Below are 26,163 nucleotides of genomic sequence, written 5' to 3' on the forward strand. Positions count from 1 at the left end.
ATTTAAGTAGGTTATACTTAAGTAGGTTAATTAAATAGTATTATTATTGATTTGATTCTAAATTATTGTTTCCCGTTTTTTGTTACTGCTGTCCCCATATAATCTTGAACGGTTCTGAAACCTATATAACTTCTTGCTGAATCTGCGTATTCGTAATCTCTAGAACTAACTTGTAAAAAATATGCCACATCTTTCCATGAGCCTCCTCTTACCACTTTACGTTTATTATCACGATCATTTACACTCGGATTTATACTTGATGAGTATTCATAAGATGAAGGATCATAAGATGCATTCACCCATTCTGACACATTACCTGCCATGTTGTATAAATTATAATCATTAGGCTCATAAGATTTAGCTTCAACAGTATATAAAGCCTGATCTGCTGCATAATCCCCTCTTACAGGTTTAAAGTTTGCCATAAAGCAACCTCTATCACTTTTAGTGTAAGGTCCGCCCCATGGGTATGTTGCAGCTTGTAAGCCACCTCTTGCGGCATACTCCCACTCTGCTTCAGATGGTAATCTAAACGTATTTACCATAGCAGCTCCTTTTTTAGATTTTTGATAAGAATTTTTGTTAATGGTTCTCCATTCACAAAATGCTTTTGCTTGAGCCCAAGTAACGCCAACTACAGGATAATCACTATAAGCATCATGCCAAAAATAGTCGTTATGCATCGGTTCGTTATAAGAATACGCAAAATCCCTAATCCAAACTGTAGTATCTGGATACACTTCAATTTCTTCTTTAATAATGACGTCTTTACGCTTAACACCTCTGTTCCTAGCAGCTTCCTGGATATCCATATAGCTGTATTGAAACTTAAATTTTGTTACATCCCAAGTACGTTGCCCATTATAAGCTTCTTCCATTGGCAGATACATAGTATCCATAACTTCAGTATAATATTCATCTGGATATTCTGATGTATCAAATATTAAATCTACATCTTTATTAATCTTTCTACCTTCATAACCTGTTGGCCCTAAGCCTGTATAGTTATCAAACATATATTGTTCGTAAACCGACATATTAGCTGTATCTGCATCTTTAAACGCATACTCGCCAATGCCTCCATCTTCAGGTATTTTACCAACCTCATCCGCTAAAACAGCAAGTTTCATCCTAACTATGGAATCTCTAACCCAATTAACAAACTGGCGATATTCGCTATTTGTTATCTCTGTAGCGTCCATATAAATAGCTCTGACAGTAACGGTTTTTGCAGGTGCATCATTTACACCAGCTAAATCATCATCTGCCTTACCCATAATAAACGCACCACCAGGAATAAGTTCCATACCATAAGGTTTTTCTGGATGCCATTTTTTTCCTTGAACACCTACTAGTTCGCCTCTCTCTTTAGAGCCACAACTTGTAAGTATTGCTAATACTGCGGTTAATAATATAAACTTCTTCATATCCATAAAAACTCGAGGTTAATTATTTAAGCTTCAATTTCGAGAGCGTAAACATATTTATATATTTCCTAAAAAACAACTTTTTATCTAAAAAAATAACATTTCATCGTAAAAAAATAACATTTCAACGATGAAATTGGTAGTTTAACTATGCTTTGTCTTTTACACACTATTCTTTTGGAACGCCTTATACCAACGATCTGGCACTTTATTATTGCAAGCATCGAGGTAATCTTGATGCATGCAAGGTAATAACGTATGTCTTTTTAATTTATTATTGACTTCTGCCAAAAAAGGAATCTCAATCCACCATCTTCCTGTTTTATTACTCTTATAAAACACTAATTCTTGAGATTCTACTAGAGTGATGAATTTTTGATAATTTCTATCTTCTGAAAAATCATCATCCTTTACTCTAAAATTAACGCCCTCAATAAAATACCAAAGCATCTGTGACACTAACATTGACGTCATTTCATCATCCTTTGATGGTTTGTATTCATAAATCCCAAAAGATGTTACCTTATTACTAATACCGGCATAACGGGCTATGGCACAAATTTCTTTACCATCTAAACCGTTAGGCGAATATTTTTGTTTTAAACTTACCTCCGAACCTTTTAACGATGTTAAATCAATACTAACAATATTAGCATCTCTTAAAACGGGCTCTACAACAGTAATATCATTTGAAATCTGCCCCAATCTATAAGACTCAAAATATAGACTTTCCATTAAATCTATTTCTTCTTGCGAATTGAAATAGGTTTGGTAACCAATGGTGGCATAATTAAAAAGATTGTAAGGTTGGTCTAAAATAATCTTACCTACAAAACTATTATTTTTTATAGGTTTTGCAGAGTCTCCCAAATTAAATTTAGAATCAACATTTACAATATTGACCATGGGTATCAAACTATCGTAAGCCCTATAATTTGCATAAGTAAGGTCTTGCGAACCTCCTAATATAACTGGGATAATATTCTTTTTAACAAGAATAACAATTGCTTCTTTTAAAGCAAAATAGGTGTCTTCGACGCTTTCTCCCTTATTAATATCGCCTAAATCTGCAACTATTGTATTCCAACTTCCTGGGAAAAGGCCGTAGAATGATTTACGGATTTCATCTAATTGAAACTCTTCTCCTATATAATCAACATCGTTTCTATTTTCTAAAACACCAATTATGGCAATATCAACATCGTCTAAATCTGGAATACCATGCTGATTAGAATGGATCCTAAGTTTTCTTCCTAGTGCTTGTGTTGAAAGCAGCTCGTTGTGAGCTAATACCTGATCTGAAACTGGTGAGAGAAAATTAAAATTCATTAAGGCTTAATTATATCTTTATCTTTTTTACAATTACTATTATAATAAAGCTAAACAGGAACAAAGCTAAAAAATAATATGATTATCCAAATACCTAATAATGGGTATTTTAAGCAAAAAAATTACTTCTTTTTTACAGGAGCTTTCTTTTTTGTTGCTTTTTTCTTGGTTACTCTTTTCTTTGGTGCATTGGCTTCTATTATAGCTTTGGCTTCATCTAAAGTCATTTCAGAAACATCTACAGTTTTAGCCAATTCAACTTTAATCTTACCCTTTAAAACATTATGTCTGCCCCAACGTGCTTTTTCCACACGAATGCCTTCATCTTCCCAATTATGGATAACCTTATCTATTTCTTTTTGAATTTTGGTCTCAATCAATTCAACAATATCTGCATCAGATAAATTATCCCAATCGTATTTTTTATTCACATTAATAAACATATTGTTCCATTTTATAAATGGTCCAAAACGTCCTTTACCTTTTTGAACTGGCAAATCTTTAAACATATAAATTGGTGCGTCTGCTTTTTGTTTTTCTTTGATTAAAACAATAGCGTCATCAAGTTCTACACTTAAGGGGTCTGTTCCTTTTGGCAATGAAACAAAAGCATCTCCAAATTTTACATAAGGCCCAAAACGGCCATTATTTACTAGTATTTCTTCACCTTCATAATTACCTAAGTTTTTAGGAAGCTGAAACAAATCCATAGCTTCTTCATAAGTAATGCTACCCAATTGCTGATCTGGACTTAAACTTGCGAATTGAGGTTTCTCTTCATCGTCGACCGTTCCTATTTGAACCATAGGCCCAAATTTCCCTAAACGCACACTTACACGTTTACCAGTTTTTGGGTCTTCACCTAAAATACGTTCACCAGATTCTCTTTCAGCATTTTCTTTTACATCTTCAACTACAGGATGAAAACCTTTGTAAAACGATTTCATCATTTCAATCCAATTTTCGTTGCCTTCCGCAATTTCATCAAAATCAGCTTCTACTTTAGCAGTGAAATTGTAATCCAAAATCTGTTCAAAATGATTGACTAAAAAGTCTGTAACAATCATACCGATATCTGTTGGCACTAATTTTCCTTTATCTGAGCCTACTTTTTCAGTAAGTGTTTTGTCTTTTACAGTACCAAGTTTTAATATTAACTGAGAATAGTTTCGTTCTTCTCCTTCAACAGTTCCTTTTTCAACATAATTTCTATTTTGAATCGTTGAAATAGTTGGCGCGTAAGTTGACGGACGACCAATTCCTAACTCCTCTAATTTCTTAACTAAAGATGCTTCTGTATATCTTGCTGGTGGACGAGTATAACGTTCTGTTGCTGTAATGTAATTATTAAGCAGTGTTTCATTAATTCTCATTGCTGGCAACATCCCATCTTGCTCTACATCTTCATCATCAGTACCTTCCAAATACACTTTTAAAAATCCATCAAAAGTGATAACCTCCCCATTTGCAGTAAACGTTTCTTTGTGTGTTGAAGCACTAATCTTAACATTGGTACGCTCTAATTCAGCTTCACTCATTTGCGAGGCAATAGAACGTTTCCAAATCAAGTCATATAAACGTGCTTGATCTCTATCTATATCTACAGAATGGACTGAAAAATTTGTTGGCCGAATAGCCTCGTGCGCTTCTTGAGCACCTTTTGCTTTTCCTTTATAATTTCTTGGTTTGCTATATTTTGAACCAAATGCATCTTTAATTTCTGCCTCAGCGCCTTTTCTAGCTTCATCAGATAAATTAACACTATCGGTTCTCATATAAGTAATTAAACCAGCTTCATAAAGGCGTTGCGCCATAGTCATGGTTTTACTTACTGAAAAATATAATTTACGAGATGCTTCTTGTTGTAATGTTGACGTTGTAAATGGTGCTGCTGGAGATTTTTTAGCTGGCTTTTTTTGTAAATCAGCAACTTTAAAATCCGCATTAGCGTTTTGTTCTAAAAATTTCTGAGCTTCTGCTTTAGTTGAAAAATTCTTTGGAAGTTTTGCTTTGAACGTTTGCCCATCTTCATTTGAAAATTCAGCATCTATTCTATATGATGCTACAGGTGTAAAACCTTGAATTTCTCTTTCCTTTTCAACAATTAAACGCACTGAAACAGATTGTACACGTCCTGCTGAAAGCCCACCTTTTACTTTTCTCCAAAGTACTGGAGATAACTCATAACCCACAATTCTATCTAATACACGACGTGCTTGCTGTGCGTCTACTAAATCGTAATCTATCCCTCTTGGATTTTCAATGGCTTTTAGAATAGCCGTTTTGGTAATTTCATGAAAAACAATACGCTTTGTTTTGTCTTTATCTAATTTTAGAGTTTCTGCTAAATGCCACGCAATAGCTTCCCCTTCGCGATCCTCATCACTAGCTAACCAAACCATTTCTGCTTTTTTAGCCAAATCTTTCAGCTTTTTTACAACTGCTTTTTTGTCTTTAGAAACTTCATATTTTGGTTTAAAATCACCATCAACATCAACCCCTAATTCCTTGGAAGGTAAATCGGCAATATGCCCGAAACTAGATTCTACTTTAAAATCTTTTCCTAGAAATTTTTCAATGGTTTTTGCCTTAGCAGGTGACTCTACTATTACTAAATTCTTCGCCATACTTCATTTTTTGAAGCTACAAATGTATATGAAAAAAAGTTTATCTGTAGCATTTTATGGATTATCTGTGTATTATTTAAATAAAAAAACCTGCTTCTAACACTTTAAAAGCAGGTTTCTTGTAGTGAAAAAATATTTTTATTCGGTTATTTTTCCAATTTTATCAATATCACTTTGTTCGTTAAAACCTAGTGTTTCTTTATATATAAAATAAAGCGGTATAGCAGCAAATGATGCCGTTACAAATACCCCTACAAAACACATAAGCATACCCACCATTTGAGCTAAAAATCCAGAAACAACCATTAATCCAAAGGTTATTAGCCATTTTTTGTTCCCTAATTTAAAACCAACTTTTACAATCTCTGACGCAGACATATCTGGGTTAAAGGCATAAATCACATTCATTAACGCAATAGGCACCATAACATATATAATAGGAAAAAAACAAAGCAACATAGCCACTAGACTAACAGCTAACATAATAGCCCCAAGCTTTATAGTTTTGCCTAGGTATGGCTTTTTAAAAAAATAAAAATAATCGTCAGATGTGGCTTCATTAAAATCTTTAGTCTTACATATTCTATATAGTGCAGCTTTTAATCCTAATCCTATAGCCATTGCAAAAAACATAAACACAATCATTACCAAATAAAAAGGAATTAGGAGCGCCATATTTAGCTCCCCTCCCTGTTGCATGGAATCAGGATCTAAAACGCCCATTGCTATTAAAGGTAGATACATAACAAGGTAAAGAGGAAGCATTAATAACATGGTTAACAACATGGTAACCAACCCTTGCACCCATATTTTTTTAAAAAGCTCAATGGATTTGTTAAAAACATCTCCAAAATCTAAATCCTTGGCATGCTCAACTTTTTCTAATAAACTGGTCATTGTATTCATAATATAAAAGGCATTTAAATATTAATAATCTGAATCGTCATTAACTCCTATTTGTTCAATCTCGCTATACGTATTAAAACCTATTACCTCTTTATAAATTAAAAATACAGGCAGATAAACAATAGCAATGGTAAAGAAAAGCCCAATACCACAGGCCAACATACCCAACATTCCTAAAACACCCGTAACAAACATAGTCCCAAATGTAATGAGCCATTTTTTGTTCCCTAGAGCAAAACTTGCTTTTACAATTTCTATTTCGCTTAAATCTGGATTGTTAGCCAGAATGATTGCAAAATAAGCTAATGGCACTAACACATAAATATATGGGATAAAAAGCAACAACTGAGCAACGGCTGATATTAGCGCATGAATAATCCCTAACATAAATACTTTGGTGAAGTAACTTTTATTAAAAAAATAAAAATAGTCGTCGTTTACATTTTCCCCAGAATCTACTTGCTTGCAAATTCTATAAAACGCTGCAACAAAAGCAAGTGTTAATGTACTTATTAAAATTGTTTGAGGTATACTATAAATCGCATTTTGCGAATAGAAACCTGTAACTGTTTCAAAACTAAATCCATTATTTAAATCAAAAGGATCTGGCGCAAGGCCAATGAGCCTAAAAGCAAAGCCAATACAAACAGCAGCAATTACAAGAAACAGCATAATTAAAAAACCTTTGAGCCATACTTTTTTAAAAAGCTCGATAGATTCACTTATAATTGTTCCAAAATCTAAAGGTTTCGCATTGCTTATCTTTTTTAATAAAGTCTCAAAAGTATTCATTCTTGGTGTAGTTAAATTAAGATTTAAAGGTAAATTATTTTTCAAAAACAGTTGCAATATAATACAAACAAAAAATCCCACATAAATGCAGGATTCTTAATTTCTAAAATTTTGGAATATCTATTTTAACGCAAACGTGCTTATAAGATCTACTCCATCATTCACATAATCATATTGATATAATGTATCGTCACCAATCATGAGCAGAATATCCTCTAAAGGAATCACATCTTTAGATTGAATATCTTTAAAAACTTTAGCCATACTTATATTGAGTGGATCAGCTTTGTTAAATAATTTCAAACCAGAAGTCCCATCACAAATAAATAAGGTATTGCCTTTAATACCCAATCCGTAAGGATTATCAAGCCCATATCTTTTGGCTAATGTTGGATTTTTTTTATCGGTAATATCTATAACCTCAAGCACACTTTCCAATTGTCCACAAGCATTGCCCCCACGCAAAGTTACATAGGCATAATTTCCATCAACAACCACAGGGTCACAACCTTCCCAATGTGTAAACTCAGAAACATATTCTGGCAAAGATGGATTAACCAAATCATAAATATACATTCCATTGGTGCTACCTAAATATAAATAATCATCTGCTTGAAACATAGTTTCTATATTCCATCCGGCATATTGGGTATTTGCAAGTACTGGCTCCGCTAAATTCTGAATATTAAAAATACTCATTTCATGGTTTCCTACGGTATATAAATAATTATCTACTATTTGAAAACGCGCTAAAGAACCTCCTGTTCCAGTAGTAGATTCGGCAGCTGAATTTAAAACAGCACCATCTTCAAAAGCAATATCTATTAAACGCTCATCTACTTTTTTACGTCTTTCTGTGCTTAAGGTCCAGCCTAAAACAATATCGGTATCATAATTTATCCGTCCATAATCAACAACATGTCTTATCCTGAAATATGGCTACAGGTTAAAATTGAATTAAGCTGATAATTTATATACCATATTAGGTGTTTTATAGTCTAAAGATAAATGTAATCTTATTTCGTTGTATAATTTAATTGCATTTTTTGCAGCTCTCTTAGCGTGACTCACGTTATCAAAGGTTTGGTCTAAATAAAATTCATCTTTTAAGATTCCGTTTACACGTTCTGCCATAGCGTTTTCATAACAATGATTTTCTTCGGTCATACTAATGTCTATCTTTTTTCTTTTCAATATTTGAGTGTATACGTTGCTGCAATACTGTATTCCTCTATCAGAGTGGTGTATGAGTCCATTACTATTTTTAGCTTGGTAAATGGCCTTATTAAGTGCTCTTACGCATCCTTTAAGTTCTAGGCTGTCACTAAGATCATACCCCACTATTTTCCTAGAGTACATATCAGTTATTAAAGCCAAGTAACAAAATCCTTTTATGGTTCTAATGTAAGTTATATCACTCACCCAAACTTGGTTAGGCCTTGTCACTTCTAGGTCTTTTATAATGTTATTGTACTTATAAAATCGATGATGCGAGTTAGTAGTTCTGCTACTATATTTCTTTCTAAGTGTTAGCATTTGATGTTTTCTAAGGACATTAAATAGTGTGTCTCTACCGACTTTAAGATTGGCCTTTGTAAACTCATCATCCAATGATACCTTAAGTTTACGCACGCCTTCTCTGGGAAGGGATCTGCGTCTTTTGTGTACTATTTCAATAATCTGTTGTTCAAGTTTTAAACGCATATCAGCTCTAGATTTGTATTTATAATACGCATCACGTTTAAGTCCAAAACAATGTGTTATAGTCGTTAAAGAAGCAAATCCCTTAGATTTTTCTTTAGCTTTGATTAAGGCTTTATACTTAGCTTTTTTTTTAGTTCAGCAACAGATTTATAGCCTAGATCTTCAGCAGCTACTTCAAGGTAAGAATCCAGTACTAAAGCATCTAGGTCCTTTTTGAGTAGTAGTTTTTTAAGCTGTTCAATTTCCTTTTGAAGTTCTTTGATTCTAGATATTTCGTCTTTTGTTTCCACTTTTACTCTTGTGTTCATTAAGTCTTTACGATTGTACTTTTTAATCCACTCATTAACGGTTGTAGGGGCAATAGAGTAGAGTTTACATAGTTCACTCTTTGTGTGTTTTCCGGTTGTAAGTTCGGCTAAAATTTTTAATTTGAAAGGTTCACTGTAACGTCTAATTACTTTGTCATTTTTGTACATAATGTTTAAAATTATGTAGCCTTTATTCAGGACGGGTCAACATCTGCTTCAACGGGAATATTATAATTATAAACGTTAAATACATCTTTTAACCGCTCTACTAAAGACACTGTATTAATATTCGAAATATCAAAAACCACCAAATCGGTACCACTATCAGCATATAAGAAATTATCTTTTACAGAAATATCTTCATTAATCGGGATCTCAATAAACTTAATAGCCCTTGGTGATGCTGGATTTGAATTATCAATTACATGAACACCATCTAAATCGCCAATAAAAATATAATCTTTATAGGCATAGATTTTGCCTGCTTCTTTAATAGGCTCTGGCACTGTAACCTTAACCGCGCTCCTAAAGGCCGTTTTACTCATTAATTGCGGGGTTGCTACTTGAACAAATTCATAATCGGCATCGTCGTTTTTATCACAAGACAAAGCCATTATAAAAAGTAGTGGCAAAAAAAGGTGTTTCAATTTCATAATAGATAATTTTTAATTCAATATGTATAATGTAATGAAGACTCCAAGCCTTCTATATGTAATATGACTTCATTACTACCATTAATTTGTAGCTGTGTTAAATCAAATGAAACTGTTCTTTCAAAAAAAGCAAGACACAGTTCTTCATTTATTAATTGAAACTTTAAATAGCGTTGTTCTGGCGATGATTCAGCAACTGCTCCAGAATCCACTAAATTAAATCCCCAAGTATTACCATTGCAACCAGAAGCGCCTATCTCAATATGTAAACAATCGTTTGTTATTTCCGCATCAATAAAAGTGAAATTTGCTGAATTCAGTTTTTCATATAAGTCATGGCTAATAATTGTTGTCTCATCACATATTCCACTAGAACGATTAATATCATCGTTATCATCACATTGCATATTTATAAAACACAATGCGAGAGGAATAAAGAGAAAAATGGTTTTGACAGACTGCATTTTTAGATATTTGGGTTTTATTATAGATACATGAAACGCTTTTTGGTTGCGTAAATTATAAAACAAAATTCAACTGCCACTTTGTCATAACACACAAATAAATTGTATCTTTGCATGCTTATTGAAAGATACGATTTTCTAACAAACTATGGAAAAGATAATAGACGAAAACAAACAGGGCCAATCTTTAGTTTTAGAACAAAAAGAAGATAACAAACGGAAACTTTTTATTGAAAGTTATGGCTGCGCTATGAATTTTAGCGATAGCGAAATTGTAGCTTCCATAATGGCTGACCAAGGTTTTAACACAACTAAAAATCTAGAAGAAGCCGATTTAGTTCTGGTTAACACCTGTTCTATTCGCGATAAAGCAGAACAAACCGTTCGTAAACGTTTAGAAAAATACAATGCTGTAAAACGCGACCATAACCCTAAAATGAAAGTAGGCGTTTTGGGTTGCATGGCAGAACGCTTAAAAACAAAATTTCTTGAAGAAGAAAAAATTGTTGATTTAGTTGTCGGCCCTGACGCTTACAAAGACTTACCAAATCTTTTAGCGGAAGTTGATGAAGGTCGAGACGCTATAAATGTTATTCTTTCAAAAGAAGAAACCTATGGTGATATTTCTCCTGTGCGTTTAAACACCAATGGTGTTACCGCTTTTGTATCCATTACCCGTGGCTGCGATAATATGTGTACCTTTTGCGTAGTCCCTTTTACACGTGGTCGAGAACGCAGTAGAGCCCCACAAAGCATTATAGAAGAAGTCAACGATTTATGGAATAGAGGCTATAAAGACATTACGTTACTTGGTCAAAATGTAGATAGTTACCTGTGGTATGGCGGAGGACTTAAAAAAGAATTCGACAAAGCCAGCGCTATACAAAAAGCAACTTCGGTTAGCTTCTCGAAGTTATTAGAACTTTGTGCCAAAGCACAACCTAAAATGCGAATTCGTTTTTCAACGTCGAATCCACAAGATTTAACTTTAGATGTAGTTGAAACCATGGCTAAATATGATAACATCTGCAATCATATTCATTTACCAGTACAAAGTGGAAGTAATCGTATTCTAAAAGCCATGAATCGTTTACATACCCGTGAGGAATATTTTGAATTGATTGATAATATTCGAAAAATCATTCCTAACTGCGCTATTAGCCAGGATATGATTGTTGGTTTCCCAACGGAAACCGAAGAAGATTTTCAAGACACAATATCATTAATGGAGTATGTTAAATATAATTTCGGGTATATGTTTACGTATTCGGAACGCCCAGGAACTATGGCTGGTCGAAACATGGACGATGATGTTCCTGAAGAAACTAAAAAACGAAGACTACAAGACATTGTAGATTTACAAAGGGCGCACAGCGAAATTAAAACCAAAGCATGGCTTAACACCACTGTAGAAGTATTGATTGAAAAAGAATCAAAAAAATCAGACAAGCAATGGTCTGGTCGCACACCTCAAAATATTGTTTGTGTATTTCCAAAAGGAAATCATAAAATTGGAGATTTTGTAAATGTAAAGGTTACAGATTGCACAAGTGCTACGTTGATTGGGGAGGCAGTAGAATTATCAATGAACAATTAATAATGAAAAATTATTTCAATTAAAAATCCGTTTTTCATTATTCACTTTTAATTTTTAATTAAAAAACATGGAATCAGTTCAAGCTATAAAACAACGTTTTGGTATTATTGGAAATACACCATCACTAAATCGCGCTATTGAAAAAGCAATTCAGGTTGCCCCTACTGATATTTCGGTGTTGGTAACTGGCGAAAGTGGTGTTGGTAAAGAAAGTATTCCTAAAATAATTCACCAATTATCACACAGAAAACACAACAAATACATTGCTGTAAACTGTGGTGCCATACCAGAAGGCACCATAGATAGTGAGCTTTTTGGGCACGAAAAAGGTGCGTTTACAGGAGCAACACAGACCCGTGAAGGCTATTTTGAAGTAGCCGATGGTGGCACTATTTTTTTAGATGAAGTTGGCGAATTACCACTAACCACTCAAGTACGTTTATTGCGTGTTCTTGAAAATGGCGAGTTTTTAAAAGTCGGCTCTAGTAAAGTACAAAAAACCGACGTACGCATTGTAGCGGCCACGAATGCAAATATGTTTGAAGCCATACAAAAAGAAAAATTCCGAGAAGACTTATACTATAGGCTAAGTACCGTAGATATTCATTTACCACCACTACGCGAACGACGGGAAGATATCCATTTACTGTTTAGAAAATTCGCAAGTGATTTTGCTTTAAAATACAAAATGCCAACGGTTAAACTTACCGAAAACGCTATTCAAGTACTTGTAAAACACAGATGGAGCGGTAATATTCGTCAGTTGCGCAATATTGCAGAACAAGTTTCTGTTTTAGAACAGAACAGAACGATTACTGCCGATACTTTAAGAAGTTATTTACCAACAACAGGAAGCAACTTGCCTGCCATTATAAAAACATCAAAATCTGAAAGCGACTTTAGTAGCGAACGCGAAATCCTTTACAAAGTATTGTTTGACATGAAAGCGGACTTAAATGATTTAAAAAAGCTTACCATGGAATTAATGAAGAGCGGCAACGTTAAAGATGTTGAAAAAGATAACGAAACCCTGATTCAGAAAATTTACGGTAGTGGTGATGAAGAAGATGCAGATTACGAAGAATCCATAGACAACACAGAAGTTTTATCCATTCCAGAACACGGTTCAAATAATGATGACATTCCAGTTGCTCTAGATAAATACCACTTTGCTGAAGAAATTGAAGAAGAAGAGACTTTATCTTTACATGATAAAGAATTAGAATTAATTAAAAAATCCCTTGAACGTCACAGCGGAAAACGTAAATTAGCAGCTGCAGAACTTGGTATTAGCGAACGTACTTTATATAGAAAGATTAAACAATATAACCTGTAAAAAGTAAGCAGTTCTCAGTCAATAGTTGGCAGCAAAACACAATCTAACGAAAAATAAATCGTTTAAAATTAAACTTTTGTCATTCCGGAGTTTATGCAGAGCGCAGTCGAAGTAAAGGCAGGAATCCACTTTAACAAATGAATACAATAAAATATTTAATAGCAATAGCATTATCACTAACACTTGTAGGCTGTGGCTTCTACTCATTTACGGGCGCATCTGTCCCAGCAGGAACAGAAACCTATCAAGTAAATCGTTTTGAAAACACATCGCTACTTATAGAACCAGGTTTAGAACGCGATTTTAAATTAGCCCTTGAAGATTTAATCCAAAATCAAACCAACTTAAATTTGGTACCCTCTAAAGGCGATTTAGTTTATGAAGGCGAAATAACAAACTATAGAATTTCACCAACTACTGCCACATCACAAAATACGGCAGCACAAAATAGATTAACAATTAGTGTTAAAGTACGGTTTTATAATACAAAGAAAGAAGAAGACGATTTAGAACAATCCTTTTCATTCTTTTATGATTACCCTGGAAGCGCACAACTTGTAGGCTCACAAAAAACAACAGCTCACGAGGAGATATTTGAACGCCTTACGCAAGATATTTTTAATGCTACACTTGCTAAATGGTAATTATTAGTCACCGTTTTCAGTCGCAGTAACAGTTGTTATCGTTTAAAATTAAATCATTTTGTACTTTTTTTAACTTTGAGTCTTAGCGCCTTTGTGCGAAAAAAATCATTAAATTTGGCTCAGCCAATGGAGAAAACAGATTTCATACATACGCTTCAAAACCCACAGGTTATAACGCATCAGCAAACTGAAGCCGTAAAATCTATTATCGATAAGTTTCCTTATTTTCAATCTGCCCGCGCCATTTACCTAAAAGGCTTAAAAGACCAGAGTAGTATTGAATACAACCAAGAACTTAAAATCACCGCAGCACATACTACAGATAGAAGTATTTTATTCGACTTTATTACTTCGGAAGCTTTTATTCAAAATAAAATATCTCAATTCATAAAGCAAAATACGGCGCATTTAAAAGGTCTTGATGTTAGCATTGAAGATATTTCAGTTGAAAAAAGTGTTACTATTGACGATGCTTTGAAGCAACAAATTAAAGATACCGATGGTGTTTTAGACCCCGCTTTATTTCAACCTAAAGAGGCGCGTCCTAAAAAAGTATCAACTTTTATTTTAGATGAATCTGAAATTATTGAAAATGTTACTGAAGAAACAAAAACCCAAGAAGCATCAGCCGATGACATTTTGAATTTAGGAAAACCACTTCAGTTTGATAAAAGAGAATCCCATTCTTTTAACGAATGGCTTAAGCTAACACGTTTTAAACCTATAGACAGAAAACAAGAAAAGGAAGAAGCTCCCATTGAAATTAAAACTTCAGAAGCATTAGAAAAAGAAAAAAAGTTTGAGCTTATTGATAAATTCATTTCTGAGAATCCCAAAATAAGCCCTAAGAAACCCTTAACGCAAAAAGGCAATTTAGCCAAAGCACAAATGATACAACCTGAGTCTTTAATGACAGAGACTTTAGCCCGTATTTATGTGGAACAAAAGAACTACAAAAAAGCGATTCAATCTTATAAGATTTTAAGTTTGAAATATCCAGAAAAAAGTGGTTTCTTTGCAAACCAAATTAAAGCAGTAGAACAATTACAAGAACAAAATAACAAGGAATAATGAGTACGTTTTCAATATTTTTAGCCTTAATCGTTGTCGTAGCATTTTTACTAATTGTAGTAATTATGGTTCAAAACCCTAAAGGCGGTGGATTATCATCATCTTTTGGTGGCGGTGGCACACAACAATTGGGTGGTGTAAAAAAGACAACTGATTTTTTAGATAAAAGCACATGGACTTTAGCAACATTACTTTTGGCATTAATTTTACTTTCAAATGTAGCAATTAACAGAGGTGGTGATAATTTAGATTCTAAAGCTTTAGACCCAGACGCTACAACAACAGCGCCAATTGCTTTACCAGATGTTCCAGCACAAACAACAAATGATGCTGATATAACAAATGACACACCAGAGTAATTTTGCATTACAATAAAACAAAAAATGCCAACTTTAAAAGTTGGCATTTTTTGTTTCTGCAAGTTTGTCAGTTCCTAAATATTGGCACATTTTTAGTATAACGCTTAAGCGTTAATTTAAATTTTTAAAAATAAAAAAACATATAACAAATGGCATTAAACATTAAACCATTAGCAGATAGAGTTCTTATAGAACCAGCTGCTGCTGAAACTAAAACAGCATCAGGAATTATTATTCCAGATAACGCTAAAGAAAAACCTCAAAAAGGGACTGTTGTAGCTGCTGGAAAAGGCACTAAGGACGACCCTATTACAGTAAAAGTTGGCGATACTGTTTTATATGGTAAATATGCAGGTACTGAGCTTAAACTTGAAGGCACTGATTATTTAATCATGCGTGAGAGCGATATACTGGCAATTATTTAAATTGTCATTCCTGCGAAGGCAGGAATCTTATCAAACAAAAACTAAATTTTAAATACAACAGATTCCTTTTTCCAAAGGAATAGAAAAATTTTTCATTATGGCAAAAGACATAAAATTTGATATTGATGCACGCGATGGTTTAAAACGCGGTGTTGATGCATTAGCAAATGCAGTAAAAGTAACATTAGGTCCTAAAGGACGTAACGTAATTATTAGTAAAAGTTTTGGAGCACCACAAGTCACTAAAGATGGTGTTACTGTTGCTAAAGAAATTGAGTTAGATAATCCACATGAAAATATGGGTGCTCAAATGGTAAAAGAAGTGGCTTCTAAAACCAATGATTTGGCTGGTGATGGTACAACAACCGCTACCGTTTTGGCTCAAGCAATTGTTAAAGAAGGTTTAAAAAACGTAGCTTCCGGTGCTAATCCAATGGATTTAAAACGTGGTATTGATAAAGCTGTTGAAGCTATTACCGCAGACTTAGATAAACAATCTAAGCAAGTTGGTAATTCTTCTGAAAAAATAAAACAAGTTGCTGCTATTTCTGCAAATAACGATGATACTATTGGTGAACTAATCGCTACTGCTTTTGGTAAAGTTGGTAAAGAAGGGGTTATTACCGTAGAGGAAGCAAAAGGCATGGAAACTTACGTTGATGTAGTTGAAGGTATGCAATTTGACAGAGGGTATTTATCACCTTACTTTGTAACTGATGCTGATAAAATGATTGCCGATTTAGAAAATCCATACATTTTATTATTCGATAAAAAGATTTCTAACTTACAAGAAATTCTTCCAATATTAGAGCCTGTAGCACAATCTAGTCGTCCTTTATTAATTATTGCTGAAGATGTAGACGGACAAGCTTTGGCCACTTTAGTAGTAAACAAATTACGTGGAGGACTTAAAATTGCAGCCGTTAAAGCACCTGGTTTTGGAGACAGACGTAAGGCTATGCTTGAAGATATCGCTATCTTAACTGGTGGAACTGTTATTTCTGAAGAAAGAGGGTTTACTTTAGAAAACGCAGATTTAAGCATGTTAGGTACTGCTGAAACGGTAACCGTTGATAAAGACAATACAACAATTGTAAATGGCGCTGGAGATGCTAAAGCGATTAAAGCTAGAGTCAACCAAATTAAATCTCAAATTGAAACTACAACTTCAGATTACGATAAAGAAAAACTTCAAGAGCGTTTAGCTAAATTAGCTGGTGGTGTTGCGGTACTTTACGTAGGTGCAGCTAGTGAAGTGGAGATGAAAGAAAAGAAAGACCGTGTTGATGATGCTTTACACGCAACCAGAGCTGCTGTAGAAGAAGGTATTGTTGCCGGTGGTGGTGTTGCCCTAGTAAGAGCTAAAGCTGTTTTAGAAAAAATCACTACTGAAAACTTAGATGAAACTACTGGTGTTCAAATAGTAAACAAAGCTATTGAAGCGCCTTTACGTACCATTGTTGATAATGCAGGAGGCGAAGGCTCTGTGGTTATCAATAAAGTTTTAGAAGGTAAAAAAGACTTTGGTTATGATGCTAAATCTGAACAATATGTAGACATGCTTAAAGCGGGTATTATCGACCCTAAAAAAGTAACCCGTATTGCTTTAGAAAATGCAGCATCTGTAGCTGGAATGATTCTTACTACAGAGTGTGCTTTAATCGATATTAAAGAAGATGCTCCTGCTATGCCTCCAATGGGCGGTGGTGGTATGCCAGGCATGATGTAGTCGAAAAACGAATCGTCATTAAATATCAAAAACGCTTCCAAAAATTTGGAAGCGTTTTTTTATTTCTAATTTTAAACTTTTTATAATTTCATTAGTCATAAGAACTAATCACAAACCAACCTATGTCTAGAAAACTTGTTTTTTCTATTGTTTTTGCGTGCATTTCAAATTTTATTCTATGCCAATCACAAGTCAGTGGTAATATTATAGACCCTCAAAATCAACCTATCGAATTAGCTTCTGTAGTTTTATTAAACCCCAAAGATTCAACCGTAGTTAATTATTCTATTACAGATAACAAAGGCCATTTTAAAATTATAGAACCCAAACAAGGCCCCTTATTATTCCAAGCCTCATCATTAGGCTTTCAGGCATTTTACAAAACTATTCGGTTAGATGGCAAACCCATAGATTTAAAAAACATAACATTAAAAGACGATATAAGCACTTTAGATGCTGTAATGATATCTGCAGTAATTCCCATTCAAATTAAAAAAGACACTATAGCCTTTAATGCCAATTCGTTTAAAGTGAATCATGATGACACCATTGAATCTCTATTAAGCAAACTCCCAGGTGTTGAAGTTGATTCTGATGGAAAAGTAGTGGCACAAGGAAACGAGGTAGCTAGAATTTTTGTTGATGGAAAGGAGTTTTTTGGCGGCGACCCTAGTATTGTTTTAAAGAATCTTTCAGCTGATGCTATTTCAAAAGTAGAAGTGATTGATAAAAAAAGTGATGAAGCCGAATTAACTGGCGTTGATGACGGTAACAAGGAAGTGATTATTAATTTCACATTAAAAAAGACTAAAAAAAACCAAGGCTTTGGCAAACTATCAGCAGGCACAGGGCTGGATAGTCGATATTTTAGCAACCTCAACTACAACCAATTTAATCCTAAAACACAAATCTCTGTTGTTGGAAAATTCAATAATATCAACATTACAGGTTCAAATATTCGTGGTTTTTTACAAAATGCGAATGGTATAGCCGATGATTCTGATGATGATAAAAATAATAGTTCCCAAATACAGCGACCTCTAAGCGGATTTTTAACCACTGGTGTTGCTGGGCTTCACATCGGGCACGAATTTAAAAAAGATGAATCTTTTAATGCTGACTATTTTTATAATCACACCAATAATAATAGGCTTTCATTTGCCAACCGAATTACCTTTTCTGGAAAAAATAATTTCAATTTTAATTCTGATAATGATTTTAAAAACACCACCAACAATCACAACTTAAATTTCAACTATCAAAACAAATCACATAAAATGCATAGTTTGCACATTAATGGAGGGTTTACTTCGGATATTAGAACAAATGTATTGGATAGAAAGGGACGCTTTATTAACGATTCTAACGAATTGGTAACCACAAATAATTCTGACCTTAACACTAAAAACGACAGACAAACAGCAAGGCTGAATATTAATTATTCCCAACGTTTATTAAAACAAGGACGAAATTTCAGTACAGGTCTTAACACCACAATTGCCAATAGAAATTATGACAACACGCAAAACACATTTATTACGCGTAACATAGGAAAGCCTAATGAATCCGAAAGAGAACAACTTACTTTAAGAGACGAAGCGGTTAAAAACACGCAACTTTATTTGTATTTTAATTATACCGAACCGCTTTGGGAGCAACATTATTTTAAAATTCAAGGAGTCGTTCTCAATAAGATAGACCAAGAAGATGCGCTGCAATCTAGAACAACAATTTCAGATAACAATAAAGAAGAGCGTCTTGATTTTAAATTTAAAAATACTGAAAGACGCTACACTACAAGATTTTCCCATAACTATAACTCAACCAAATGGCATCTATCCTACGGAGCCGAATTACAGGATTTAAACAGAGCGTTTGGTGCAGATGGCGATATGCCTTTAATTAGAAATCAGTTTTACTTAAACCCATTAGCAACTTTGCAATTCAAGCCCAAACGTGCCGTCAAGTATCGTTTTACATACAAACGAATAATAAAAAGTCCGCGAACTTCACAAATTACGACGATTGTAAACGACCTAAACCCCTATTTTATTAGAACAGGGAATCCTAATTTGAGAACTGAAAAGGCAGATGTGATTACTTTAAATAACACGATTCATGATTTTAAATCGTCCTTAAGTTTTTATTCTAGAATTCAGTTTCAGTATATTGAAGATGCAATCATTTCGAATGTATTGATTGATGATGATTTTATAAGAACCAGAACCTATGAAAACGGTGGCAACAATAAACGTTTAAGAACAAATTTAAGTCTAAGTAAAAAAATAAAGACACTAGGGATTAGATATACATTAAAAAACAAAAATCTATTTCAAACATCTAATGCCCTTGTAAATAATGAATTGAACGATGTTACCACCCAAGATTATCTGTTTAGCCTCTCTTTTGAAAATTCTAACAAAAGCACGTTTGATGTCAAAACCGGTGCCTCTTATAGCACTAATAAAACCGCCTTTTCTTTAGTTGATGATTTAGATAGAACCTTTACCAAACAGAATTATTTTGCCTCTTTTGATTATGAATTTTCCAAAAAACTTAACCTCAACACGCAATTAGACTATATTGTTTTTACGGATAACAAATTTACCAATAATCAAGAATTACCAATTTGGAACGCTGCCCTATCCTATGCATTTACAGGAAATAAAAGGAACATTTTAAAATTAGTACTTATTGATATTCTTGATAAAAACGTTGATGTTTTCAGACGAAGTACCGTTAACTATTTTGAAGAAACCACCACCGAAAGCTTGGGGCGTTATGTTATTTTGAGTTATACGTATAAGTTGAATGGTGGAAAACGGAAGAAAACAAAAAGGAGTTGATGAATATTTGAAGGGCGGTTTAATGTAAAGCTAAAGCTCCATTTCTATAGTGAAACAATCCCGATAGCTATCGGGACAACACAAGTGAACTTTATTAGTTGCTAAAAGCAATTTAGATAAATTTTTCTACAAAATAAAAGTTGTCCAGTCTAATATATTAAGTCCACTCTACTCAACTATAAAAAATCATTGATATCGAATGCACTTGCTTGTGCAACAGTTCCAGGAACTAAAACAAATCTAATGTCAGTTACTCCTTCCACAAGAGAAGAAAGAAACACCTTACCAACCTGTATACCAACCATTTCGACAACCGTTACAGAGGCAAATGCTGGCTCTTCATCTGTACCTAAGTTTTGTAATTGGGAAACAGGTAAGGACAACCAAATAGAAGAATCTCCAGTTATATATGCATAAACTAAGCCATTGTCAAAAATATCTTGCGTTAACTGAGGTACATCAAATTCATTTTCCCCTAAAACTAAAGTCTGATCTGCTAACAACACAGATACTATACCTCCATTTCCAGGATCTCCTTGGTCACCCTTTTCCCCTTGTAGTCCCTGTACGCCTTGAGCACCAACTGGTCCTTCTGGTCCTATAGCACCATCTTCAGTTGAACATGAAAAAGCTAAAATTACTAGAAGTGATAATACAATATAATTCGTTTTTGATAAGATTGTTCTCATAAGGTTAATTTTAGTTCTTTTTAAATTCTCTTTTATGTTTTCCAACCAACATTAATTTCATAATATCCAGTTTTAAAACGTTAAAAAAACGAATTTAAACTTTTTTTATTAAAAATGACCTAAACCAAGTAAAAACATGTTGAGCTAAAATCACCTATTACAAATTTCAATGGGCGTCACCCTCATGAGCACCACCTTTATCTTCATGCTCCTCTTTTACCGCTTCATCACGATATTTACAACATGGATGAACCGCAGCATAGGCTTCATCAGTTGCTTTTATTTCTTTAACATCATGTCCTGCAGCTAGCACTTGTTTTTGTATAGTGTTTACATCGGTTTTACGGTCGTCATAAATTAATTTTAATTCATGCGTATCGATACTCCATGTGGCAAATTTCACACCTTTAGTATTTAAACATGCTTTTTCTATACGTGCTTTGCACATACCACAAATACCATCTACTTCCATAGAAGCTTTGGCGTTTTTGTTTTGCGCAAAAGTTGTTGAACCTATTAGCAATAGTGTAATGATTATTAAGTTTTTCATGATTTTTTGTTTTATTTTTTGTCATTCCTGCGAAGGCAGGAATCCACTTTAATCTAATTAAGTTTCTATTTAAAAGATTCCTGCCTTCGCAGGAATGACAGATTGTTTTTAACGCATCCTTTTAATTTATGAGACTCCCTTTTTCAATGGAGTCTGTAACGCAATCCTGCAAAGTACATACTTCCAAAAATGGGACCATATACAAACGTACTATCAAAATTCGCTCCAAACGGGTCCTCCACCCCTAAAATCGGGTTGGGTTGCCTAACGTTAGTAATATTTTCGCCGCCTAAATATACTTCAAATTTTGGAGAAAACACTTTGGTTATTTGAGCGTTTAAAGTTGCTACTGTTGGCGTTCTTTCTGGTAATTGATATTCAACAGCATTAGTAATTGTCGAGGCATAACGTTGGTCGCTTAACCAATTAAACGTAACATCAAATTTCCATCGTCCTAGTTTGCCTTCGTCTTGATGCATTTTATAACCCACATTAGCAAAGAAACGATGCTTTGGTGTTAACGGCCTTTCTAATCTACCCGAATTGTAATCGGTTTTTACATCGTAAAACTTATACGCTATCCGTAAATCGAAATGTTCAAAAGGGTTATAATTAAACTCTACCTGAAAACTATTAGCAAAGCTCTTTCCGTTAAGATTATAAAAATTAATCTCCGTAGGGTTTTCCCAATCTACTACAACTTGATTTTGAAAATCGGTTTTATAATAATCTAAAGTGATGTCCGCTTTGCGTCCAAACAAATTAAAACCTTGCAAATATGACAACCCATAATTCCAAGCAATTTCAGGATCTAAACCATAAACACTACCTCCAGAATTTAAAATATTAATTTGTCTTGAGGTTGAAAACATTTGTTGATTTTCGGTAAAAATATTAGCGCTTCGTTTCCCTCTTCCAAAGGATGCTCTAAATGCAGATTTACTCCAAGGCGAATATCTAGCATGTATTCTTGGAGTTATAAATGTTCCTAATAAATTATGGTTATCTATACGAACACCAGCGGTAAGATTAAACAGTTCTAAATTATTGAAACTATATTCAAAAAATGCCCCTACCGAGTTTTCAGTTCTTTCATAATCCGTTGCATTCACAAATTCGTCATAATGGTCGTAAGTATAACTTACTCCAGTTTTTATTTTATGCCTAGAATCACTAATGATAGAATTATAAATAGCATTTGCATACAAACTATTATGAGTAATATCGTATTGGTTTAGCCCAAAATAGGAGTCTTGTTTATGACTACTAAACGCCGTTTGCACGCCAAGACTTTGCCAAGGGATTTCAGGGTTTACATAGCCAAATTTTGTAGATATTTCGTAACGTCTTGTATCAATTTCACTTCCCCATACTTCGTCTCCGCTCAGCACAGGGCTATTTGTAGTTAGCTTATCCGTTTCAGGTCTAAAATCCAGCTCACCCGTTTGTTTTTCATCATTTAAAAACTTCAAATTAATAAAAGTAACAAAGCCTTTTTTGGTATCGGTATATTGCCAACGGTTCATGACATTAACCTGATTGAATTTTGGCATATCCAAAAAACCATCATTATTTACATCGTGTTCCTTATTGTGCGTGTTTCCATGAATATACAATCCTGTGTGCCACTTATTACTCACTTTAGCATTTATGTGTGTGTTCAGTTCTAAACGCTCACTGGTTGCACCATATAAATTCACAAACAGCTTATCATCGGTTGATGGTTTTACCAATTCGGTATTAATTTGTCCCGCAATACTTTCAAAACCATTAACCACACTCCCGGCACCTTTGGTAATTTGAATACTTTCTACCCAAGTTCCGGGGATAAAACTTAAACCATAGGCTTGTGATGCACCTCGAATAGACGGAATGTTTTCGGTAGCAATTAAAATATAGGGACTCGTTAATCCTAACATTTTGATTTGACGTGTCCCCGAAATAGCATCGGCAAAATTAACATCGATGGACGGGTTGGTTTCAAAACTTTCAGAGAGGTTACAACAGGCTGCTTTCAACAATTCATCACTACTTACGTTTATGACATTTGCAGCTTTAAAATAGGATTTTGCAGTGGTTTGCCTTCTTGATTTTACAGTAACTGCACCTAAATTATCCGTAGGTTCTAACCGATGTTTTATATTTTGTGATGTACTAATAGTTAGCGTGTCTGTTTTAAAACCGACGTAACTAATCACTAATTTATGGTATTCTGGTTTGTATGAAAGCCTAAAATCACCATTAATATCGGTTACTGTTCCAACTTCAGTATTCAACCAATACACATTCGCACCAGCTAAACCAATACGCTCGTTTTTTTCGTTCGTTTCCATAATCACACCCTTAATATTCTCTTGAGAAGTCATAAACATGGGAAGCAGTACTATTATATATAGTAGGTTTTTCATTTGATGTTTTGAAAAATTAATAATGTTTTACACTATAAAAGACAATAGGTTTCTACCTTAGTAGAAATAAAAAAAAAACATTAATAAATCAAATGATGAAAACTTGGTCTAAAACCTGAATATCGGTAACCAAATTAGGTGGGGAATAATCTTTATGAGGAATGATTTGTTTTGGCAAACCTTCAAAATCATTAAGGTAAGCATAAGCAAATGCTGTAATAAATTGTTGTTGTTCGAAGTCTAAATCTTCAAACGAAGAAAACTTTAATTCATCTTGACCTTCAACAACATCTATTTCATCCTTACAGCATGTTTTCTTTTGCAAAATTTCCAAAGCTTCCATTTTACATTTTTCAGCTTCAACAAAAACAGCAACATCTACTAGAACATCACCACAAAAATGCTTTTCAACAGTAAATGACACCGTTGAAAACAAAACGAGTAACGCCATAATAGACGAGAAGCTTTTATATAATAATTCTTTCATTAAGAGACAAAAATACTAAAAAAACAAAAGTTCAACTGCTATTTTATTAAATGATTAACACTTAATTTTTAAGCTTATGATAATAAAACGCTGGCAATAACAAGATTAAAATTATAGGTTGAATTAAAAAACGACGCACATTAAAAAACAAATAATAGTCTTCTTGTCTTGGGTTAACAACAAAATACAAATACACCATCATAAGTAGAACAAACGCTATGGCGTAAATAATGACTGAGAATTTAATAATGCTTTTATCTCTAAAAACAAGAAATAAAATAGCCAATGAAATTAAAGCATTTAAAACATAACGCAAGATTGTAAAACCCACTAATTTCAATACTTCACGCCTAGGACTATCTATGTATAAATAATCGTTTTGAAAGAAGGTTAAATACGGGTCATAAAACAAAACATCTTCAAAAAAGCGAATTAAAATAAGCATTAAGACTAAACCAAAAAGCAATATATATTTAGCAACTTTATGCATTTTTATTTTTTAATTTAGAAAATCGATTCACCCAAAAAATCCATAGTAAAAAAACCATCCCATAAATAATGGCTGGAAAAACAACGGTGTGCATAACATCTTCATATTCTGGATAATGATACATGCCAATAGTTAAAATAACAATACGCAATAAGTTTACAACATAAATTAAAACACTTCCCGCAAGGATGTAAAAAAAAGTAGTTTTAAGTTTTCCTGAAAAAGCCACTATAAAAGACACAAATAGAATAATAACGCTAATGGCATTACACCCTTCAATAACACGTGCTAAATACTTGCCATTAACAAAAACTTTCATGGATGGCTCGTCTGGATGCGGTAAAACTTCCGAATGGTACCCAAAAGAATCAAGTAGCGATTCTGTTTGTTTTGAAACTAAATGCGTCATGTAATCTGGATAGAATTTAGAGCCATCTGAATATTGCAAATACAGTTTATAAACTACAGACAAAACGACGTAAACCAATAAAAAAGTAATGATAAACTTTATAACCGACTTATATTTTACAAAAAGTGCTTTCAATTAATATATGAGTTTTTTCATTCCCACCTTTAGTCTACTCTCAAGATAAACTTCGGTGGAAATCTCTTGTTTTTTTTGAACTCCCCTAGATAAAAGGATTTATTAATTTTATTAAAACGGAATATCGAAATTACAGCTTTTTAAATACTTTTACCAAAACTTTTGTCTTTATGATTTTTAAAAAATTAAAACCACAAGTAGAAACTATTGTATCGGATACTAAAAAAACGGTAAATGAACGCCTTTTGAATATTTGCAAATTACTTGAAACCCATATTAACTATTATAATTGGGTAGGTTTTTATTTTAGAAATGGACATAAAGAAGAACTCCTTTTAGGTCCTTATGTAGGCGAACCTACAGACCACACGATTATACCTTTTGGGAAAGGCATTTGCGGACAAGTAGCCGTTAGCAATAAAAATTTTGTTGTTCCAGATGTATCTGCTCAAGATAATTATATTGCTTGTAGCATAACGGTTAAAGCTGAAATAGTTGTACCAATTTTTGTTAATGGTAAAAACATAGGACAGATTGATATTGACTCTAATACCCCTGACCCGTTTACTGAAGCTGATGAACGGTTTTTAGAGTTTGTTTGTGCTAAAGTTTCTGAATTACTTTAGTGAAATAAATTAGACCTTTAAGTCCACGACAGCTAACGGGATTAATAGCCTGTCAGGTATGGAAACACCGCATTGTTAACAACTCCTTATTTTAGTTAAAAAAACACCTCCTTTTTTAATAATTCTAAGCCACTTTTTTAAAGGAAATAAGT

Annotated in this window: 25 protein-coding genes; 9 read left to right on the plus strand and 16 right to left on the minus strand. The window is 33.6% G+C overall.

Annotated features, from left to right (window positions below; translation table 11 throughout):
* Positions 1 to 62: 62 nt before the first annotated feature.
* From porK to ABD935_RS02970, 10 genes are all read right to left on the minus strand, one after another.
* The gene (gene porK, locus ABD935_RS02925) at positions 63 to 1,427 is read right to left on the minus strand and encodes a T9SS ring complex lipoprotein PorK/GldK (RefSeq protein ID WP_345190074.1); all 1,365 of its coding nucleotides are present in this window, start codon (positions 1,425 to 1,427) and stop codon (positions 63 to 65) included.
* A 162-nt stretch (positions 1,428 to 1,589) separates the two neighbouring features.
* Complete coding sequence (locus ABD935_RS02930) at positions 1,590 to 2,756, minus strand: formimidoylglutamase (RefSeq protein WP_345190075.1); 1,167 nt, start codon at positions 2,754 to 2,756, stop codon at positions 1,590 to 1,592.
* A 122-nt stretch (positions 2,757 to 2,878) separates the two neighbouring features.
* A complete protein-coding gene (gene topA, locus ABD935_RS02935; protein WP_345190076.1) occupies positions 2,879 to 5,383 on the minus strand; it encodes a type I DNA topoisomerase in 2,505 nt (834 codons plus the stop codon).
* A 138-nt stretch (positions 5,384 to 5,521) separates the two neighbouring features.
* Positions 5,522 to 6,289, minus strand: a complete 768-nt coding sequence (locus ABD935_RS02940) for a hypothetical protein (RefSeq protein ID WP_345190077.1) — start codon at positions 6,287 to 6,289, stop codon at positions 5,522 to 5,524.
* A gap of 21 nt (positions 6,290 to 6,310) precedes the next feature.
* A complete protein-coding gene (locus tag ABD935_RS02945) occupies positions 6,311 to 7,126 on the minus strand; it encodes a hypothetical protein (RefSeq protein WP_345190078.1) in 816 nt (271 codons plus the stop codon).
* A 75-nt stretch (positions 7,127 to 7,201) separates the two neighbouring features.
* Positions 7,202 to 7,780 (minus strand): LVIVD repeat-containing protein, encoded by a 579-nt coding sequence (locus ABD935_RS02950; protein WP_345190080.1) that lies wholly within the window; start codon positions 7,778 to 7,780, stop codon positions 7,202 to 7,204.
* Positions 7,781 to 8,038: 258 nt separating this feature from the next.
* Complete coding sequence (locus tag ABD935_RS02955; protein WP_345190148.1) at positions 8,039 to 8,890, minus strand: IS3 family transposase; 852 nt, start codon at positions 8,888 to 8,890, stop codon at positions 8,039 to 8,041.
* A complete protein-coding gene (locus ABD935_RS02960; RefSeq protein WP_345190081.1) occupies positions 8,890 to 9,261 on the minus strand; it encodes a transposase in 372 nt (123 codons plus the stop codon). The genes ABD935_RS02955 and ABD935_RS02960 overlap by 1 nt, the downstream gene beginning before the upstream one ends.
* A gap of 26 nt (positions 9,262 to 9,287) precedes the next feature.
* Positions 9,288 to 9,746 (minus strand): LVIVD repeat-containing protein, encoded by a 459-nt coding sequence (locus tag ABD935_RS02965; protein ID WP_345190083.1) that lies wholly within the window; start codon positions 9,744 to 9,746, stop codon positions 9,288 to 9,290.
* 17 nt (positions 9,747 to 9,763) lie between these two features.
* Positions 9,764 to 10,210: a hypothetical protein gene (locus ABD935_RS02970; protein WP_345190085.1), complete on the minus strand. Its 447-nt coding sequence runs from the start codon at positions 10,208 to 10,210 to the stop codon at positions 9,764 to 9,766.
* Between the two features lie 148 nt (positions 10,211 to 10,358).
* On the opposite strand from ABD935_RS02970, the gene miaB reads away from it, so the two are divergent.
* The 8 genes from miaB (at position 10,359) to ABD935_RS03010 (ending at position 20,217) form a co-directional block, all read left to right on the plus strand.
* Positions 10,359 to 11,807, plus strand: coding sequence for a tRNA (N6-isopentenyl adenosine(37)-C2)-methylthiotransferase MiaB (miaB, locus tag ABD935_RS02975; protein ID WP_345190086.1), 1,449 nt, complete (start codon positions 10,359 to 10,361; stop codon positions 11,805 to 11,807).
* A gap of 67 nt (positions 11,808 to 11,874) precedes the next feature.
* Complete coding sequence (locus ABD935_RS02980) at positions 11,875 to 13,143, plus strand: sigma-54 interaction domain-containing protein (RefSeq protein ID WP_345190087.1); 1,269 nt, start codon at positions 11,875 to 11,877, stop codon at positions 13,141 to 13,143.
* Between the two features lie 137 nt (positions 13,144 to 13,280).
* The gene (lptE, locus tag ABD935_RS02985; protein WP_345190088.1) at positions 13,281 to 13,787 is read left to right on the plus strand and encodes an LPS assembly lipoprotein LptE; all 507 of its coding nucleotides are present in this window, start codon (positions 13,281 to 13,283) and stop codon (positions 13,785 to 13,787) included.
* Between the two features lie 126 nt (positions 13,788 to 13,913).
* Positions 13,914 to 14,858, plus strand: coding sequence for a hypothetical protein (locus ABD935_RS02990; protein WP_345190089.1), 945 nt, complete (start codon positions 13,914 to 13,916; stop codon positions 14,856 to 14,858).
* A complete protein-coding gene (gene secG / locus ABD935_RS02995) occupies positions 14,858 to 15,217 on the plus strand; it encodes a preprotein translocase subunit SecG (protein ID WP_345190090.1) in 360 nt (119 codons plus the stop codon). The genes ABD935_RS02990 and secG overlap by 1 nt, the downstream gene beginning before the upstream one ends.
* Before the next feature lie 149 nt (positions 15,218 to 15,366).
* Positions 15,367 to 15,642, plus strand: coding sequence for a co-chaperone GroES (locus tag ABD935_RS03000; protein WP_345190091.1), 276 nt, complete (start codon positions 15,367 to 15,369; stop codon positions 15,640 to 15,642).
* 97 nt (positions 15,643 to 15,739) lie between these two features.
* Complete coding sequence (groL, locus tag ABD935_RS03005) at positions 15,740 to 17,371, plus strand: chaperonin GroEL (protein ID WP_345190092.1); 1,632 nt, start codon at positions 15,740 to 15,742, stop codon at positions 17,369 to 17,371.
* 122 nt (positions 17,372 to 17,493) lie between these two features.
* On the plus strand, positions 17,494 to 20,217 hold the full coding sequence (locus tag ABD935_RS03010) for an outer membrane beta-barrel protein (RefSeq protein ID WP_345190093.1): 2,724 nt from the start codon (positions 17,494 to 17,496) through the stop codon (positions 20,215 to 20,217).
* Positions 20,218 to 20,393: 176 nt separating this feature from the next.
* Here ABD935_RS03010 and ABD935_RS03015 read toward each other — a convergent pair whose 3' ends face one another.
* From ABD935_RS03015 to xrtF, 6 genes are all read right to left on the minus strand, one after another.
* On the minus strand, positions 20,394 to 20,906 hold the full coding sequence (locus ABD935_RS03015; protein WP_345190094.1) for a collagen-like triple helix repeat-containing protein: 513 nt from the start codon (positions 20,904 to 20,906) through the stop codon (positions 20,394 to 20,396).
* A 166-nt stretch (positions 20,907 to 21,072) separates the two neighbouring features.
* Complete coding sequence (locus ABD935_RS03020) at positions 21,073 to 21,456, minus strand: heavy-metal-associated domain-containing protein (RefSeq protein ID WP_345190096.1); 384 nt, start codon at positions 21,454 to 21,456, stop codon at positions 21,073 to 21,075.
* Positions 21,457 to 21,599: 143 nt separating this feature from the next.
* A complete protein-coding gene (locus tag ABD935_RS03025) occupies positions 21,600 to 23,864 on the minus strand; it encodes a TonB-dependent receptor (RefSeq protein WP_345190097.1) in 2,265 nt (754 codons plus the stop codon).
* 88 nt (positions 23,865 to 23,952) lie between these two features.
* Positions 23,953 to 24,351 carry an HYC_CC_PP family protein gene (locus tag ABD935_RS03030; protein WP_345190098.1) on the minus strand — a complete coding sequence of 133 codons (399 nt, stop codon included), beginning with the start codon at positions 24,349 to 24,351 and terminating at the stop codon, positions 23,953 to 23,955.
* A gap of 61 nt (positions 24,352 to 24,412) precedes the next feature.
* Positions 24,413 to 24,841, minus strand: coding sequence for an exosortase F system-associated membrane protein (locus tag ABD935_RS03035; protein ID WP_345190099.1), 429 nt, complete (start codon positions 24,839 to 24,841; stop codon positions 24,413 to 24,415).
* Complete coding sequence (xrtF, locus tag ABD935_RS03040; RefSeq protein WP_345190100.1) at positions 24,834 to 25,385, minus strand: exosortase family protein XrtF; 552 nt, start codon at positions 25,383 to 25,385, stop codon at positions 24,834 to 24,836. Before xrtF ends, ABD935_RS03035 begins: the two co-directional genes overlap by 8 nt.
* A gap of 170 nt (positions 25,386 to 25,555) precedes the next feature.
* Between xrtF and ABD935_RS03045 the strand changes: the two genes are divergently transcribed.
* Positions 25,556 to 26,011, plus strand: a complete 456-nt coding sequence (locus tag ABD935_RS03045) for a GAF domain-containing protein (protein WP_345190101.1) — start codon at positions 25,556 to 25,558, stop codon at positions 26,009 to 26,011.
* Positions 26,012 to 26,163: the final 152 nt, after the last annotated feature.

Source organism: Algibacter agarivorans (assembly GCF_039543245.1).
In the GTDB taxonomy this organism is placed as follows: domain Bacteria; phylum Bacteroidota; class Bacteroidia; order Flavobacteriales; family Flavobacteriaceae; genus Algibacter_G; species Algibacter_G agarivorans.

Coding starts and splice junctions, on each gene's coding strand:
- porK (WP_345190074.1), bottom strand. CDS start 1,427: ATGAAGAAGTTTATATTATTAACCGCAGTATTAGCAATACTTACAAGT.
- ABD935_RS02930 (WP_345190075.1), bottom strand. CDS start 2,756: ATGAATTTTAATTTTCTCTCACCAGTTTCAGATCAGGTATTAGCTCAC.
- topA (WP_345190076.1), bottom strand. CDS start 5,383: ATGGCGAAGAATTTAGTAATAGTAGAGTCACCTGCTAAGGCAAAAACC.
- ABD935_RS02940 (WP_345190077.1), bottom strand. CDS start 6,289: ATGAATACAATGACCAGTTTATTAGAAAAAGTTGAGCATGCCAAGGAT.
- ABD935_RS02950 (WP_345190080.1), bottom strand. CDS start 7,780: ATGAGTATTTTTAATATTCAGAATTTAGCGGAGCCAGTACTTGCAAAT.
- ABD935_RS02960 (WP_345190081.1), bottom strand. CDS start 9,261: ATGTACAAAAATGACAAAGTAATTAGACGTTACAGTGAACCTTTCAAA.
- ABD935_RS02965 (WP_345190083.1), bottom strand. CDS start 9,746: ATGAAATTGAAACACCTTTTTTTGCCACTACTTTTTATAATGGCTTTG.
- ABD935_RS02970 (WP_345190085.1), bottom strand. CDS start 10,210: ATGCAGTCTGTCAAAACCATTTTTCTCTTTATTCCTCTCGCATTGTGT.
- miaB (WP_345190086.1), top strand. CDS start 10,359: ATGGAAAAGATAATAGACGAAAACAAACAGGGCCAATCTTTAGTTTTA.
- ABD935_RS02980 (WP_345190087.1), top strand. CDS start 11,875: ATGGAATCAGTTCAAGCTATAAAACAACGTTTTGGTATTATTGGAAAT.
- lptE (WP_345190088.1), top strand. CDS start 13,281: ATGAATACAATAAAATATTTAATAGCAATAGCATTATCACTAACACTT.
- ABD935_RS02990 (WP_345190089.1), top strand. CDS start 13,914: ATGGAGAAAACAGATTTCATACATACGCTTCAAAACCCACAGGTTATA.
- secG (WP_345190090.1), top strand. CDS start 14,858: ATGAGTACGTTTTCAATATTTTTAGCCTTAATCGTTGTCGTAGCATTT.
- ABD935_RS03000 (WP_345190091.1), top strand. CDS start 15,367: ATGGCATTAAACATTAAACCATTAGCAGATAGAGTTCTTATAGAACCA.
- groL (WP_345190092.1), top strand. CDS start 15,740: ATGGCAAAAGACATAAAATTTGATATTGATGCACGCGATGGTTTAAAA.
- ABD935_RS03010 (WP_345190093.1), top strand. CDS start 17,494: ATGTCTAGAAAACTTGTTTTTTCTATTGTTTTTGCGTGCATTTCAAAT.
- ABD935_RS03015 (WP_345190094.1), bottom strand. CDS start 20,906: ATGAGAACAATCTTATCAAAAACGAATTATATTGTATTATCACTTCTA.
- ABD935_RS03020 (WP_345190096.1), bottom strand. CDS start 21,456: ATGAAAAACTTAATAATCATTACACTATTGCTAATAGGTTCAACAACT.
- ABD935_RS03025 (WP_345190097.1), bottom strand. CDS start 23,864: ATGAAAAACCTACTATATATAATAGTACTGCTTCCCATGTTTATGACT.
- ABD935_RS03030 (WP_345190098.1), bottom strand. CDS start 24,351: ATGAAAGAATTATTATATAAAAGCTTCTCGTCTATTATGGCGTTACTC.
- ABD935_RS03035 (WP_345190099.1), bottom strand. CDS start 24,841: ATGCATAAAGTTGCTAAATATATATTGCTTTTTGGTTTAGTCTTAATG.
- ABD935_RS03045 (WP_345190101.1), top strand. CDS start 25,556: ATGATTTTTAAAAAATTAAAACCACAAGTAGAAACTATTGTATCGGAT.